Annotated in this window: 15 protein-coding genes; 8 read left to right on the top strand and 7 right to left on the bottom strand. The window is 52.8% G+C overall.

From position 1 onward, the window contains the following. The first annotated feature begins 3 nt into the window (after positions 1–3). From osmX to clcB, 4 genes are all read left to right on the top strand, one after another. The gene (gene osmX / locus J1G48_RS10950) at positions 4–906 is read left to right on the top strand and encodes an osmoprotectant ABC transporter substrate-binding protein OsmX (RefSeq protein WP_001211193.1); all 903 of its coding nucleotides are present in this window, start codon (positions 4–6) and stop codon (positions 904–906) included. A gap of 9 nt (positions 907–915) precedes the next feature. After that, entirely contained in the window at positions 916–1,563 is a 648-nt protein-coding gene (gene osmW / locus J1G48_RS10945) for an osmoprotectant ABC transporter permease OsmW (RefSeq protein WP_000379673.1), read from the top strand. Beyond that, positions 1,563–2,711 (top strand): osmoprotectant ABC transporter ATP-binding protein OsmV, encoded by a 1,149-nt coding sequence (gene osmV / locus J1G48_RS10940; RefSeq protein WP_000593089.1) that lies wholly within the window; start codon positions 1,563–1,565, stop codon positions 2,709–2,711. The genes osmW and osmV overlap by 1 nt, the downstream gene beginning before the upstream one ends. Positions 2,712–2,846: 135 nt before the next feature. Then, positions 2,847–4,136, top strand: a complete 1,290-nt coding sequence (clcB, locus tag J1G48_RS10935) for a voltage-gated ClC-type chloride channel ClcB (RefSeq protein ID WP_000554906.1) — start codon at positions 2,847–2,849, stop codon at positions 4,134–4,136. On the opposite strand, the gene bioD is transcribed toward clcB, so the two are convergent. The 3 genes from bioD to J1G48_RS10920 form a co-directional block, all read right to left on the bottom strand. Then, on the bottom strand, positions 4,092–4,787 hold the full coding sequence (gene bioD / locus J1G48_RS10930; protein WP_000919233.1) for a dethiobiotin synthase: 696 nt from the start codon (positions 4,785–4,787) through the stop codon (positions 4,092–4,094). The two genes, clcB and bioD, sit on opposite strands and share 45 nt — an antisense overlap. A gap of 125 nt (positions 4,788–4,912) precedes the next feature. After that, positions 4,913–6,133, bottom strand: a complete 1,221-nt coding sequence (gene mlc / locus J1G48_RS10925) for a sugar metabolism global transcriptional regulator Mlc (protein ID WP_000225087.1) — start codon at positions 6,131–6,133, stop codon at positions 4,913–4,915. Positions 6,134–6,260: 127 nt separating this feature from the next. Continuing rightward, positions 6,261–7,160: a LysR family transcriptional regulator gene (locus J1G48_RS10920; RefSeq protein ID WP_001019577.1), complete on the bottom strand. Its 900-nt coding sequence runs from the start codon at positions 7,158–7,160 to the stop codon at positions 6,261–6,263. Positions 7,161–7,279: 119 nt separating this feature from the next. Between J1G48_RS10920 and J1G48_RS10915 the strand changes: the two genes are divergently transcribed. Then, positions 7,280–8,533: an MFS transporter gene (locus J1G48_RS10915; RefSeq protein ID WP_000091796.1), complete on the top strand. Its 1,254-nt coding sequence runs from the start codon at positions 7,280–7,282 to the stop codon at positions 8,531–8,533. A 66-nt stretch (positions 8,534–8,599) separates the two neighbouring features. Here J1G48_RS10915 and J1G48_RS23320 read toward each other — a convergent pair whose 3' ends face one another. Continuing rightward, the gene (locus tag J1G48_RS23320) at positions 8,600–8,692 is read right to left on the bottom strand and encodes a hypothetical protein (RefSeq protein ID WP_001068154.1); all 93 of its coding nucleotides are present in this window, start codon (positions 8,690–8,692) and stop codon (positions 8,600–8,602) included. Positions 8,693–8,927: 235 nt separating this feature from the next. On the opposite strand from J1G48_RS23320, the gene asr reads away from it, so the two are divergent. Further along, the gene (gene asr / locus J1G48_RS10910) at positions 8,928–9,176 is read left to right on the top strand and encodes an acid resistance repetitive basic protein Asr (protein ID WP_000756313.1); all 249 of its coding nucleotides are present in this window, start codon (positions 8,928–8,930) and stop codon (positions 9,174–9,176) included. A gap of 268 nt (positions 9,177–9,444) precedes the next feature. Then, on the top strand, positions 9,445–10,266 hold the full coding sequence (locus tag J1G48_RS10905) for a serine protease (protein ID WP_000549649.1): 822 nt from the start codon (positions 9,445–9,447) through the stop codon (positions 10,264–10,266). Positions 10,267–10,305: 39 nt separating this feature from the next. Here J1G48_RS10905 and mdtI read toward each other — a convergent pair whose 3' ends face one another. Together mdtI and mdtJ are read right to left on the bottom strand one after the other, a co-directional pair. After that, a complete protein-coding gene (gene mdtI / locus J1G48_RS10900; protein WP_001183821.1) occupies positions 10,306–10,635 on the bottom strand; it encodes a multidrug/spermidine efflux SMR transporter subunit MdtI in 330 nt (109 codons plus the stop codon). Next, positions 10,622–10,984 (bottom strand): multidrug/spermidine efflux SMR transporter subunit MdtJ, encoded by a 363-nt coding sequence (gene mdtJ, locus J1G48_RS10895; protein ID WP_000500278.1) that lies wholly within the window; start codon positions 10,982–10,984, stop codon positions 10,622–10,624. Before mdtJ ends, mdtI begins: the two co-directional genes overlap by 14 nt. A 417-nt stretch (positions 10,985–11,401) precedes the next feature. Between mdtJ and J1G48_RS10890 the strand changes: the two genes are divergently transcribed. Then, positions 11,402–12,436 (top strand): AI-2E family transporter, encoded by a 1,035-nt coding sequence (locus J1G48_RS10890; RefSeq protein WP_001118268.1) that lies wholly within the window; start codon positions 11,402–11,404, stop codon positions 12,434–12,436. 174 nt (positions 12,437–12,610) lie between these two features. Here the strand turns inward: J1G48_RS10890 and pntB are convergent, their stop codons facing one another. Continuing rightward, positions 12,611–13,999 (bottom strand): Re/Si-specific NAD(P)(+) transhydrogenase subunit beta, encoded by a 1,389-nt coding sequence (pntB, locus tag J1G48_RS10885; RefSeq protein WP_000014048.1) that lies wholly within the window; start codon positions 13,997–13,999, stop codon positions 12,611–12,613. Between the last annotated feature and the right edge of the window lie 9 nt (positions 14,000–14,008).

Here is a 14,008-nt window from a genome sequence, read left to right as displayed (position 1 = left end):
TAAATGAGATTCAAAAAACACCTGTTGGGATGGCTTGCCGCAACGCTGTTGTTCAGTAGCCAGACGCAGGCCGCGCCGCTGGTTCTCGCCACCAAAAGCTTTACCGAGCAGCATATTCTTTCCGCTATGACCGTTCAGTATTTGCAGAAGAAAGGCTTTCAGGTTCAGCCGCAAACCAATATCGCCGCGGTGATTTCACGTAATGCGATGGTGAATAAACAAATTGATATTACCTGGGAATACACCGGTACATCGCTGATTATTTTCAACCGTATCGATAAGCGCATGAGTCCACAGGAAACCTACGACACGGTAAAACGCCTGGATGCGAAGCTGGGCCTGGTATGGCTCAAACCGGCTGACATGAACAATACTTACGCGTTCGCGATGCAGCGCAAACGCGCCGAGTCGGAAAATATCACCACCATCTCGCAAATGGTGGCAAAAATCGAACAGGTCCGGCAGAACGATCCTGACCACAACTGGATGCTCGGTCTCGATCTGGAATTTGCCGGGCGCAGCGATGGGATGAAGCCCCTTCAGCAAGCCTACCAAATGCAGCTTGATCGCCCGCAAATACGACAGATGGACCCAGGGCTGGTCTATAACGCCGTTCGGGATGGGCTGGTTGACGCCGGGCTGGTCTATACCACCGACGGACGGGTGAAAGGGTTTGATCTGAAAGTGCTGGAAGATGATAAAGGCTTCTTTCCAAGTTACGCTGTCACGCCCGTGGTGCGTAAAGAGGTGCTGGAAGCCAATCCTGGCCTTGATGACGCCTTAAACACCCTTTCCGGCCTGCTCAATAACGATGTGATATCGACCCTAAACGCCCAGGTCGATATCGAGCATCGCACGCCGCAACAGGTAGCCCATCAATTTTTGCAGGACAAAGGTCTGCTGTAAGGAGCGCCTATGGATACGATACATTATATGCTGGATAATGCAGGCTATCTCGCCAGCCTTACCTTTCAGCATCTCTGGCTGGTCGCGCTGGCCGTCGGTCTGGCGATTATCATCGGCGTACCGTTAGGCGTTTTGATTGTACGCCACAAATGGCTGGCAATGCCGGTATTGGGCGCCGCCACGCTACTTCTTACCATTCCGTCTATCGCGCTGTTTGGATTAATGATCCCGCTCTTTTCGCTGATCGGGCATGGTATTGGCGTTCTGCCCGCTGTGACGGCCGTTTTTCTCTACTCTTTACTGCCGATTGTCCGTAATACCCATACTGCGCTTGATAGTTTGCCGCCCGGTCTGCGTGAAGCGGGACGCGGCATCGGTATGACTTTCTGGCAACGGCTGCGCTGGGTCGAAATCCCAATGGCCCTACCGGTTATTTTCGGGGGTATCCGCACCGCGGTAGTGATGAATATCGGCGTGATGGCGATTGCCGCGGTGATCGGCGCTGGTGGTCTGGGGCTGCTACTGTTAAACGGCATTAGCGGCAGCGATATTCGCATGTTAATTGCCGGCGCGCTAATGATCTGTCTACTGGCAATTGTACTTGACTGGCTGTTGCATCGTCTGCAAGTCGTACTGACACCTAAGGGGATACGATAATGATAAAACTGGAAAATCTCACCAAACAATTTGTACAGAAAAAGGGTCAGCCGCTAAAAGCCGTCGACAACGTCAACCTGAACGTGCCGGAAGGCGAAATGTGCGTCTTACTCGGTCCCTCCGGCTGCGGCAAAACCACCACGTTAAAGATGATCAACCGGCTGATCGCGCCCAGCAGCGGTAATATTCTTATCAACGGCGAGAATACCAACGATATGGATACGGTAACGCTACGCCGCAATATTGGGTATGTTATCCAGCAGATCGGCCTGTTTCCTAATATGACGATTGAAGAAAATATTACCGTTGTGCCGCGCATGTTGGGTTGGGACAAAGCGCGCTGTAAGCAACGCGCCGAAGAGTTGATGGACATGGTGGCGCTGGATGCCAGAAAATTTCTGCATCGCTATCCAAAGGAGATGTCCGGGGGACAGCAACAGCGTATTGGCGTGATCCGCGCTCTGGCCGCCGATCCGCCGGTACTGCTGATGGATGAGCCCTTCGGCGCGGTGGACCCCATTAACCGCGAAGTGATCCAGAACCAGTTTCTGGATATGCAGCGTAAGCTAAAAAAGACCGTGATGCTGGTCAGCCATGATATCGACGAAGCGCTAAAGCTCGGCGACCGTATCGCCGTGTTCCGTCAGGGGCGAATTGTACAGTGCGCCAGTCCTGATGAACTGCTGGCCAAACCGGCTAACGAGTTTGTCGGGTCGTTTGTCGGTCAGGACAGAACGTTAAAGCGTTTGCTACTGGTCTCCGCGGGCGATGTTACCGACCAACAGCCAACCATTACCGCGCGGCCTTCCATGCCGTTAAGCGAGGCATTCGGCATTATGGATGATCACGATATTCGCGCCATTACCGTCATTGACAACGACGGTAAGCCACTGGGATTTGTGAAGCGCCGGGAAGCGCGGAACGCCAGCGGAATCTGCGCCGATATCACCCATCCTTTCCGTATTACGGGCAAAGCGGAAGATAATCTGCGTATTGTGCTGTCCAGATTGTACGAAAGTAATACTAGCTGGATGCCGATCGTTGATGAAGACGGACGCTATAACGGTGAAATCTCTCAGGATTACATCGCCGATTATCTCAGCTCAGGCCGCACGCGTCGGGCGCTAAATATTCACGAAAGCAGCTAACGTTGCCGCCGGATGGCCTCTCGCTATCCGGCAGTATCATTATTGTACGCAATATTATATCGCACATAGTGCTTTTGCGTCTGACGCCATTTCCCCGCAGAATAGGCTATCCTGAAACTCCCTATTTACCCGCTCATGCATCGTTTACACGCTTACCCGGATCTGCGCGCGATGTTTCGTCGCCTGCTGATCGCTACGCTCATCGGTATTCTCGCGGCGCTGGCTGTCGCCGCCTTCCGTCATGCGATGCAATTGCTGGAGTGGATTTTCCTGAGTAATGACACCGGCAGTCTGGTGAATGCGGCTGAGGGGCTTTCGCCCTGGCGACGGCTGATTACGCCAGCGCTTGGCGGCCTGGCCGCTGGTCTGTTGCTGTGGGGGTGGCAAAAAATGAACCAACAGCGCCCCCATGCGCCCACTGACTATATGGAAGCATTGCAAACCGACGGGCAATTTGACGTTGGCGCCAGTCTGGTGAAATCGCTGGCCTCGCTGCTGGTCGTGGTCAGCGGCAGCGCAATTGGTCGCGAAGGCGCAATGATCCTCCTCGCCGCGCTGGCGGCATCCAGCTTTGCCCGACGCTTCACGCCGCGTGAGGAATGGAAATTATGGATCGCCAGCGGCGCCGCTGCGGGCATGGCGGGCGCTTACCATGCGCCGCTGGCGGGCAGCCTGTTTATCGCGGAAATCCTGTTCGGTACCTTAATGCTGGCTTCCCTCGGCCCGGTTGTCGTTTCCGCCGTCGTCGCCCTGCTAACCACCCATCTATTAAACGGTAGCGATTCACTACTCTATACCGTACATCTGACCGTTGATCTCCACGCGCGGGAGTACGTCATGATAGTCAGTACCGGCCTGGTCGCCGGTCTGTGCGGTCCATTACTGATGTGGCTGATGACGGCCAGCCATAATAGTTTCTTACGCTTAAAACTGTCCCCGCCCTGGCAACTGGCGTTGGGCGGGCTTATTGTCGGATTACTGTCGTTACTCACGCCCACGGTATGGGGAAACGGCTATAGCGTCGTACAATCATTTTTGCTCTCTCCGCCGCTATTCTCGCTGATTGGCGGAATTTTTGCGTGCAAAATCCTGGCGGTGCTCGCCAGCAGCGGGTCTGGCGCGCCGGGCGGCGTCTTTACGCCAACATTATTTGTCGGATTATCAATTGGAATGTTTCTGGGTCGGATATGGGGATTCTGGCTGCCAGGCTCGGATGAAATAGCGATTTTATTGGGGCTGGCGGGTATGGCGACGCTACTGGCGGCGACAACCCATGCGCCGATAATGTCCACCCTGATGATTTGTGAAATGACCGGCGAGTATCAGTTACTCCCCGGTCTGCTGATTGCCTGTGTAGTCGCGTCAGTGCTCTCGCGAACGTTACGCCATGATTCTATCTACCGCCAGCACGCTGCCGAGCATTGACAAACGAATATACTGCCCCAGCTCACGCTGCTCGGCGCGCGGCAGGTACGGTAGCTCGCCAATCAGCGGCGCTGGCAGTTTTTTCCCAAGCACATCAATAATTTCAGCATAATGCGCCAGGCCAGGATTGATACGATTCGCCACCCAGCCAATTAAGGGCAGTCCATCATTAGCGACAGCTTGCGCAGTCAGTAGCGCATGATTAATGCACCCCTCCTGAATCCCTACCACCATCAATACCGGTAACTGTTCCTGTACCACCCATTCAGACAATGGACGTAAATCATTCATCAAACTACGCCAGCCACCAGTGCCCTCCACAACAACGTGGTCCACTTTATCGCTCAGGCTCGCCAGACCGTTGGACAGCAAGGTGTAATTTATAGGACAGCTATGCGCGACGCTGCTTTCTTCTTCGCTTAACGCGATCGGATTAATCGCCTCATACGGCAACTCCAGCGAAGAGACGCTTTGCAATACCAGCGCATCTTTGTTGCGCATCCCTTCTGCAGTCTCTTTGCTCCCTTTAGCGACAGGTTTATACCCTGCAACGCTCTTACCACTCGACGCTAACGCTTGTAGTAATGCGCGGGAAACCACCGTCTTCCCAACAGAAGTGTCTGTACCTGTAATAAAGAAACGCTTCAGCATCACTAACTCCACCGTTATGCTTCGAAAATATAAGCCAGGAAAATAATACAGTGGAGAAAGTCTAAGATATGGCAAGGGCAATCAGCTTGAGTTAGCGCAAATTTTTGTACAACAGTTAAAAAATGTTAACCCTGTAATAGACGAATCAACAAAGAGCCGTTATACATCGCGTCTTTTACCAACGCCGCCCCGGCCATCGTACCCTGGTTGGTAAACTGCGTGCTTTCCACAACCGTATTCCTGCTGTAGGCGGGCAGCGCCTGTTGACGGATACTGTCAGCAATGGCTGGAAAAAGGATATCAGCCGCTTTACTTAGCGGCGAACCAATAAGAATTTTTTGCGGATTAAATAAATTCACCATGATAGCCAGAATGCGTCCGACATGCGCGCCAACGCCGCTAATAATATCTTTTGCTAATAGATCTCCCTGCATCGCCGCCTGACACAGTGAATCTACCGTTAACGGCTGGCCGTGCAACATTGAACTCATCGACTGATTAAGCCGAAGCTGCGTAAGTTCCAGCACGCTATCGACGCTGGCGATGGTCTCCAGACAGCCATGATTACCGCAATAACAGCGCTTACCATAAGGATCGACCTGGGTATGCCCAATCTCTACCAGACTGCTACTACCCGCATGAAGCAAATGACCGTCGGTGATAACGCCCGCCCCCACATTATGATCAATCACCACCTGGATAACGTCGCGCGCGCCGCGTGAGGCGCCAAAAAGCGCCTCTGCCATCGTCCAGGCGCTAATATCATGCTGAATGTAAACCGGTACGCCGGTGTGCCGCTCCAGCGCATCTCCCAAAGGCATCTCTTTGACATCTTCGTAATACGGCATCCGGTGCACAACGCCGTTTTCGGTATCGATAATGCCCGGTAACGTAATGGCAATGGAGGTCAGACGCTCCAGTTTCTGCTGATGGCGGGTAAAAAACCGATCAACGTGCGTAATAATTCGCTCAAGCAACGGCGTAGCTTCGTTTAACGGCAGCGCCAGACACTCTTCTACCACCAGTTTGCTGCTAAGATCGCGCAGTGCAAGGAAAATTTCGCCACGGCTAATACGAATAGATAAATAGTGCCAGGCTTCCGTTTCCACCATCAGCCCTACGGCGGGACGTCCGCGACTGCCCGCCTCTTTAATTTCAAGTTCCTGAACCAAATGCGCTTCCAGCATTTCGCGAACAATTTTCGTAATACTGGCAGGCGCCAACTGCGCCAGACGAGACAGGTCAATTCGCGATACCGGTCCGAGCTGATCAATCAGGCGATACACTGCGCCAGCATTGGTCTGCTTAATTTGATCGATATGCCCAGGCTGACTATCAGCAACCACCGCTCACTCCCTTTATTTTCGCGCTCCGAAATAATCTGTGTGCTATGGTGAAACACTTCAATACTCGCCGTCAACTTTTTGCTTAGCCGTGTGATTAACTGCACATTTTCACCCTTTTTAAGCGTAATTAATCCCGTCGGGCAGCCAGTAATAGCAGTTGGCAAAACCGCTGTACGGCATGACTCTGTTCATGATGCTTTGGCCATACCAGCCACATTTCAGATACGGCGTCCTCTTCCGCCAGGGGAACCCAGCGCATCTCGCTCATCTGTACACGCTTAAAGGATGCCGGCAGAATCGAGACACCCAGTCCCGCCGCTACCAGACCGATAATGGTCATTGCCTCGCCAACCTCCTGCGTGATGGTCGGCGACAGGTTATAGCGCCGCATCAGGCCGAGGATATCGTCGTAGAGGCCCGTCCCGACATGCGGATCGAAAAAGACGAAAGGTTCTTCCGCCAGTTCTGTCAGACTGACGACCGGCTTTTGCGCCAGCCGATGTTCGCGCGGGATCATGGCCATAAGCGGCTCATGCAAAATCACCTCGCGATTAAGTGTGTCGGGCAACGGCGTATTCCGCAGTAAGCCAATATCCAGTACGCCTTCGTTGAGCGGCGCGATTTGCTCACGCGTATTCATTTCACGCGTTTGCATATGCACCCCCGGATAGGACTGGCGGAACAGCGAAAAGGTATGCGATACCGCCCGAATAAAAGGCGCTGAAGACGTAAAGCCAATACGGATTTCACCCGCTTCGCCCTGATGCAACCGCTCGGCGCGAGCGGCGGCGTCGTTTACCAGACTCAGGATGTGTCGGCTATCCACCAGAAACTGTCGCCCGGCGGCGGTTAACGCTACGCTGCGGTTAGTCCGCGCCAGTAATCGCGCGCCGACCTGCTGCTCCAGAATTTGTATCTGCTGACTCAGCGGCGGCTGCGAGATATTGAGGCGCGCGGCGGCGCGACCAAAATGCAGCTCTTCTGCTACCGCCACAAAGTAACGTAAATGACGTAATTCGATATTCATATTTTTAACGTCTTATTTGAGACAATTAATATATTAGACAGAATATTTTGCTTTTTCTATGCTTTACATGTCGGTTATACCCGTCTCCTGTTGACGGAGATGTAAAGCAAGGATTTAACGTGAGTCGTACAACTATTCTCGATGACGCCACGGCGAGCGATATCGATGAACAACGCCATTCTCAGCCGGTTCAATTTATTAAACGCGGTACAGCGCCTTTCATGCGCGTCACGCTGGCCCTTTTTTCCGCGGGCCTGGCGACTTTCGCGCTCCTTTATTGCGTTCAGCCTATACTACCGGTACTTTCCCAGGAGTTTGGCGTCTCCCCCGCCAGCAGCAGCGTTTCACTTTCTATTTCTACCGCCATGCTGGCTATCGGCTTACTTTTTACCGGCCCGCTTTCTGATGCGATAGGCCGTAAACCGGTGATGGTCACCGCCTTGTTATTAGCCTCCTGCTGCACATTGTTATCAACCATGATGACCAGCTGGCATGGTATTCTGATTATGCGCGCGCTGATCGGTCTGTCGTTAAGCGGCGTCGCCGCGGTGGGAATGACCTACCTGAGCGAAGAAATCCATCCCAGCTTTGTCGCTTTCTCTATGGGGCTTTATATTAGCGGTAATTCCATCGGCGGGATGAGCGGGCGTTTATTAAGCGGCGTCATGACCGACTTTTTTAACTGGCGCATCGCGCTGGCGGCCATCGGATGCTTTGCGCTGGCGTCCGCGCTGATGTTCTGGAAGATTTTACCCGCCTCGCAACATTTCCGTCCCACGTCGCTACGGCCTAAAACGCTATTTATTAATTTCCGTCTCCACTGGCGCGATCGGGGGTTACCTCTGCTGTTTGCAGAAGGTTTTTTACTGATGGGCGCGTTCGTCACCCTGTTTAACTACATTGGTTATCGCCTGATGCTCTCCCCCTGGGAATTAAGCCAGGCCGTGGTCGGACTGTTATCCGTAGCCTATCTCACCGGCACATGGAGCTCGCCGAAAGCTGGCGCCATGACCTCACGCTATGGCCGGGGGCCGGTGATGCTGTTCTCTACCGCAGTAATGCTGGGTGGGCTTTTACTGACGCTTTTTACCTCGCTTTGGCTGATTTTTGCTGGGATGCTGCTTTTTTCCGCCGGCTTTTTCGCCGCGCACTCCGTGGCCAGTAGCTGGATTGGCCCGCGTGCGCGTCGGGCGAAGGGACAGGCCTCGTCACTTTATCTTTTCAGCTATTATCTGGGGTCCAGTATTGCCGGGACGCTAGGCGGTGTATTCTGGCATAGTTACGGCTGGAACGGCGTAGGTGGTTTTATCGCGCTAATGCTGGTGCTGGCCATCCTGGTCGGGACGCGGTTACATCACCGTCTTCATGCCTGAAAAGAAATATTCCGGCGATAGCAACGTGCGCTATCGCCGGGCTGGTTTCACGCCACGACTCACTGTTCACCATAGACCTGTCAGGCTTGATACGCCCATAACTTCTCTGATTGCATCCAGCGCCAGAAGCGTAAATACCACCCAGATTATCGGATTCATATACGGTGTGCCTGTTATTCTGGAGGGCGGATATTACCGACTCTGCGGCCAAAAATAACGGCCGGTAACGTAAAGCTACCTATTATGGTGGGGGCTGACATCGCGTTACCGGGGGATTGTACATAGCGTTACATGCCGAAACCAATCACTCACGGAAGCCTTTTGATAACAGCGATATAGTCATTTCACCGGCCCCGCAGTGGGGTTGAATGAAAACCAAATCGAGGGTATCAAAATGAAAAAAGTATTAGCTCTGGTTGTTGCCGCTGCAATGGGTCTCTCTTCCGCAGCATTCGCGGCTGAGACTGCAACGCCTGCGAAAACCGCAGCGCCTGCCAAAACAACCCAGAACACCCAGCACCACAAAAAACAGCATAAAAAAACCGTTGAGCAAAAAGCGCAGGCGGCTAAAAAGCACCAGAAAAAAGGTGGTAAAGCGCCAGCCAAAACCCCGTCAAAACCAACTACTCAACCGGCTGCGTAAGTCGTAACATGCTGCGGCGCGCCCCCGCGCCCGTTTTTACGGCGCTAAATTGTTCTGGTTTAGCGCCGCCTTCCGGGAGGGCAAAAAAGTGTCTCGCTACCGCTTTGAGCTCATTCTTATCGTGCTTATTTTATGCGCCGCTATTGCCACGCATTTCTATCTTTCCTGAGTGTAGTTATCTGATTTTACTCCCACTTTCTTACCGTCACGTCTATAGTAGTACTGAGGGTTTGTTGTTAATAATCATAATTACCCACCAGAGTGTGATATGCATAAAACCATTGCTGTATTACTGGGCATAGTGTGTTTTTTACCGGTTATGGCGAAAGCCAGGGGGGCTGAAACAGACGCCACGGATGCCAGCGACGTCAAAACGCTTTTTTTTAACCATGATGATCGGGTGCCCGTCGCCGATCCTACCCAATCGCCGTGGGATGCCATCGGGCAACTAGAGACCGCCAGCGGTAATTTGTGTACGGCAACGCTTATCTCCCCGCATATCGCCCTGACAGCAGGTCACTGCCTGCTAACGCCACCGAAAGGAAAACCAGACAAGGCGGTTGCGCTGCGTTTTGTGGCGCGAAAAGGAGTATGGCGCTATGAAATCCACGGCATTGAAGGCCGCGTTGAACCGTCGCTGGGCCGACGCCTGAAAGCGGATGGCGATGGCTGGATTGTGCCGCCTGCCGCGGCAAGCTGGGATTTTGGTCTGGTAATATTGCGCTACCCACCTTCCGGTATCACGCCAGTGCCTTTATTTACCGGCGATAAAGCGGCGCTCACTGCGGCGTTGAAAGCCGCAGACCGAAAAGTCACGCAGTCCGGTTATCCGGAAGATCATCTGAATGCGCTCTATTCCCATCAGGATTGCGTCGTGACCGGCTGGGCGCAGAATGCCGTACTCTCACACCAGTGCGACACGTTACCTGGCGACAGCGGCTCGCCGCTCTTATTGCACACGGATAGCGGATGGCAGCTCATTGGCGTACAAAGCTCCGCCCCTGCGGCTAAAGATCGCTGGCGCGCCGATAACCGCGCTATATCCGTCACCGGCTTTCGCGATAAGCTGAAAGCTCTGGCGCAGGATTAATGCGGGAATCGCTGCCTGAACCGACAGGCAGCGATCGTCTCAGGCAAATTTGATCATGACCATTCCGGCGAGCAGCAATATCACGCCAACCCAGCCTTTGGGGTTTAAGCGCTGGCCGAAGAGCACCCAGCCCGCCGCCAGCGTGGCGGCAATACCAAAACCGCCCCATAACGCATACGCCACCGACAGGTCTATCCCTTTTACCGCCTGGGAAAGCGCGCTGAAGGCGGCCAGAACAGCGGCAAGCGATAAGATGCCATAGCATTTACGGCGAAAGCCGTCCGAAAATTTCAACAGTACGTTAGCCGCGATTTCCAGCATTATTGCCAGCCCAAGCCAGGCGCCGTGTATCCATTCAAATTGTTGCACGAGTCGCCTCCTTCACCGGTTTGCCGGGTTTACGCGTCCCTGATTTGATCAATACTATGCCGGCGACCAGCGTCAGCAAGCCGGCAATCTTCATGGTTGATAATGCTTCATCAAATAGCAGCACGCTAAAAATGGTAATAAATAAAATGCCGATCCCTTCCCATAAGGCATACGCTACACCCAGGGCAATCTTTTTTACCGCAAAAGAAAGAAATATATATGACAGCGTGATCATCACCAGCATTAAAATAAAACCCGCATTGCCATTACCCACGCTAGCCCATTTCATTGAGAGCGTGCCGGTAATTTCAGTCGCGATAGCCAGAGCTAATAAAATCCAGTAAAACATGACACTTCTCCTGCATGAGAATATACTCTTTCGAGTCTGCTGCACGCAGCAAACTAAAAAATAAAATCAGTTAGCACAGCGCATTGCGCCAGCTCAGGCAGAAGTGAGAGACTAAAGTGCGTTACGCCAGTGCTGCTCGCCGATAAGCAGGAAAAAGGAGGTAGAGTGAAGATGCGTTTGCGTGGAGAAAAAAGCGCTGAACATATTGTCCATAATATTACAATTATCCGCAGTGTTGCTTCTCGTCATCGCGGATGATAATTGTCCTCGGTAGTTGAACACGCCTGATTTGTATCATAAGCCAGGAATTAACTCAAAATATTTTCACTTCTTTACCTGAAGTATTTGATTTTAACCAGAACAGGTCGACCGACATCACATTATTATTCGTGTCGGCATCAGAAAACAGGGACTGATATGGCAAAACCGATCATCACGCTCAATGGTCTAAAAATCGTCATTATGCTGGGAATGCTGGTGGTTATTCTGAGCGGTATCCGCTTCGCCGCAGATATCATTGTTCCCTTTATTTTGGCGTTATTTATTGCGGTCGTTCTCAATCCCGTTGTGCAACGGATGACCCGATGTCGAATTCCGCGCGTTATCGCCGTGTCATTGCTCATTGTGATTATTGTCATGCTAATGGTACTGCTACTGGCCTATTTGGGGACATCATTAAATGAACTGGCCCGTACCCTACCGCAGTATCGCTCCTCATTGGTGATACCGTTGCAACGTATCGAACCGTGGTTGCAGCGAGCAGGCATTGGCGTGTCGGTTGATGAGCTGGCGAAATATATCGATCCAAACGCCGCAATGACTCTGGTAACGAACCTGCTCACCCAGCTGTCCAATGCCATGTCGTCCATCTTTTTATTGTTATTGACCGTGGTATTTATGCTGCTGGAGGTTCCACAATTGCCTGAAAAACTGCAGCAGATGATGAGCCGTCCGGTGGAGGGCATGGCGGCAATTCAACGCGCGCTTGATAGCGTTTCCCATTATCTGGTGCTAAAAACAGCGATCAGTATCGTGACGGGACTGGTCGCATGGGGAATGCTGGCCGCGCTGGATGTCCGCTTCGCCTTTGTCTGGGGACTACTGGCCTTCGCGCTGAACTATATTCCTAATATTGGATCGGTGCTCGCTGCCCTGCCGCCCATTATTCAGGTGCTGGTATTTAACGGGTTTTATGATGCGCTGCTGGTGCTGGCAGGCTATCTGCTGATTAATCTGGTCTTCGGCAATATCCTTGAGCCACGAATCATGGGACGTGGTTTAGGCCTTTCAACCTTAGTGGTATTTTTGTCGTTAATTTTCTGGGGCTGGCTATTAGGTCCGGTGGGCATGCTGCTCTCCGTTCCGTTAACCATCATTGTCAAAATCGCCCTCGAACAGACCACCGGCGGGCAGAGTATCGCCGTTCTGCTTAGCGATTTAAACAAAAGATAAAATGCAATACATACACAAAATCATTCAAGATGCCTCGCGGCGGCAAGGGAAGAAATCCCCGGGAGCATAGATAACGATGTGACCGGGGTTTCTGAGCGCAGCCAACAAAGAGGCAGCGTAAAGGATGAAGTGTATAAAAACGGCCTCCGAAGAGGCCGCCGCACGTTTAAAAGATTAAAGCGCTTTCAGAATTGCATCCACGCTGGCTTTGGCATCGCCAAACAGCATTTGCGTATTCTCTTTAAAGAACAGCGGGTTCTGCACACCAGCATAACCAGTATTCATTGAACGCTTAAAGACCACGACATTCTGTGCTTTCCACACTTCGAGAACCGGCATACCGGCGATCGGGCTGCGGGGATCGTCTTGCGCCGCCGGGTTCACCGTATCGTTCGCGCCAATCACCAGCACGGTATCGGTATCGGCGAAATCATCATTGATTTCGTCCATTTCCAGCACGATGTCATAAGGCACTTTCGCCTCTGCCAACAGCACGTTCATATGCCCCGGCAGGCGACCCGCCACCGGATGAATGCCGAAACGCACATTGATACCGCGCGCACGCAGTTTTTCGGTGATTTCCGCCACCGGATACTGCGCCTGCGCCACCGCCATCCCGTACCCCGGCGTAATAATGACGGAGTGGGAGTTTTTCAGCATCTCAGCGGTCTCTTCCGCCGTGATTTCGCGATGTTCGCCAGCTTCCTGATCGTCGCCCGTTGAGGAGCCGTCAGTACCGAACCCACCAGCAATAACGCTGATGAAAGAGCGGTTCATCGCTTTACACATAATGTAAGACAGGATCGCGCCTGACGAACCGACCAGCGCGCCGGTCACAATCAGCAAATCGTTGCTCAACATGAAGCCAGCCGCCGCGGCAGCCCAACCGGAATAGGAGTTCAGCATTGAAACAACCACCGGCATGTCCGCCCCGCCGATAGAGGCGACCAGATGCCAACCAAACGCCAGCGCGATAATGGTCATCAGCAGCAGCGCCAGAACCTGTAGACCCACGCTTTCGGTGCGGACAAAAACCAGCAGCAACAGGAAAGAAACAACCAGCGCCGCCAGGTTCATTTTGTGACGGTTAGGCAACATCAACGGCTTAGAAGAGATTTTGCCGCGCAGTTTACCAAACGCTGCGATCGATCCAGTGAAAGTGACTGCGCCAATAAAGATACCGAGGAAGACTTCGGTCAGATGAATATTCACCAGCACCGGCGCCAGACTGGCGTCATGGTACAGATAGCTGTTAAAGCCAACCAGTACCGCCGCCAGGCCCACGAAACTGTGCAGAATCGCGACCAGCTCCGGCATCTCGGTCATCTCAACTTTTTTCGCCATGCGGATGCCAATCGCGCCGCCAATAATCATGGCGACCAGAATCCATGCCACGTTGCCGGTATCCGGCCCGAAAATGGTCGCCAGCAACGCGATCGCCATCCCGGCAATACCGAAGTTATTCCCCTGGCGGGACGTTTCATGCTTTGAAAGCCCGGCAAGACTGAAAATAAACAGGATCGCGGCAACAATGTATGCAGCTGTAACTAATCCTCCAGACATGTGTTACCC

It is taken from the genome of Salmonella sp. SAL-020, assembly GCF_017372215.1.
GTDB classification, from domain to species: Bacteria; Pseudomonadota; Gammaproteobacteria; order Enterobacterales; family Enterobacteriaceae; genus Salmonella; species Salmonella enterica.
The sequence above is the reverse complement of the archived record's forward strand: the minus strand, read 5'-3'. Positions and strand labels throughout refer to the sequence as shown.

What these genes read in the sequence shown, in the direction of transcription:
- clcB (WP_000554906.1), top strand. Translation starts at nt 2,847, where the DNA reads ATGCATCGTTTACACGCTTACCCGGATCTGCGCGCGATGTTTCGTCGC.
- asr (WP_000756313.1), top strand. Translation starts at nt 8,928, where the DNA reads ATGAAAAAAGTATTAGCTCTGGTTGTTGCCGCTGCAATGGGTCTCTCT.
- J1G48_RS23320 (WP_001068154.1), bottom strand. Translation starts at nt 8,692, where the DNA reads ATGAATCCGATAATCTGGGTGGTATTTACGCTTCTGGCGCTGGATGCA.
- J1G48_RS10905 (WP_000549649.1), top strand. Translation starts at nt 9,445, where the DNA reads ATGCATAAAACCATTGCTGTATTACTGGGCATAGTGTGTTTTTTACCG.
- J1G48_RS10890 (WP_001118268.1), top strand. Translation starts at nt 11,402, where the DNA reads ATGGCAAAACCGATCATCACGCTCAATGGTCTAAAAATCGTCATTATG.
- mdtJ (WP_000500278.1), bottom strand. Translation starts at nt 10,984, where the DNA reads ATGTTTTACTGGATTTTATTAGCTCTGGCTATCGCGACTGAAATTACC.
- osmX (WP_001211193.1), top strand. Translation starts at nt 4, where the DNA reads ATGAGATTCAAAAAACACCTGTTGGGATGGCTTGCCGCAACGCTGTTG.
- bioD (WP_000919233.1), bottom strand. Translation starts at nt 4,787, where the DNA reads ATGCTGAAGCGTTTCTTTATTACAGGTACAGACACTTCTGTTGGGAAG.
- osmV (WP_000593089.1), top strand. Translation starts at nt 1,563, where the DNA reads ATGATAAAACTGGAAAATCTCACCAAACAATTTGTACAGAAAAAGGGT.
- pntB (WP_000014048.1), bottom strand. Translation starts at nt 13,999, where the DNA reads ATGTCTGGAGGATTAGTTACAGCTGCATACATTGTTGCCGCGATCCTG.
- J1G48_RS10920 (WP_001019577.1), bottom strand. Translation starts at nt 7,160, where the DNA reads ATGAATATCGAATTACGTCATTTACGTTACTTTGTGGCGGTAGCAGAA.
- osmW (WP_000379673.1), top strand. Translation starts at nt 916, where the DNA reads ATGGATACGATACATTATATGCTGGATAATGCAGGCTATCTCGCCAGC.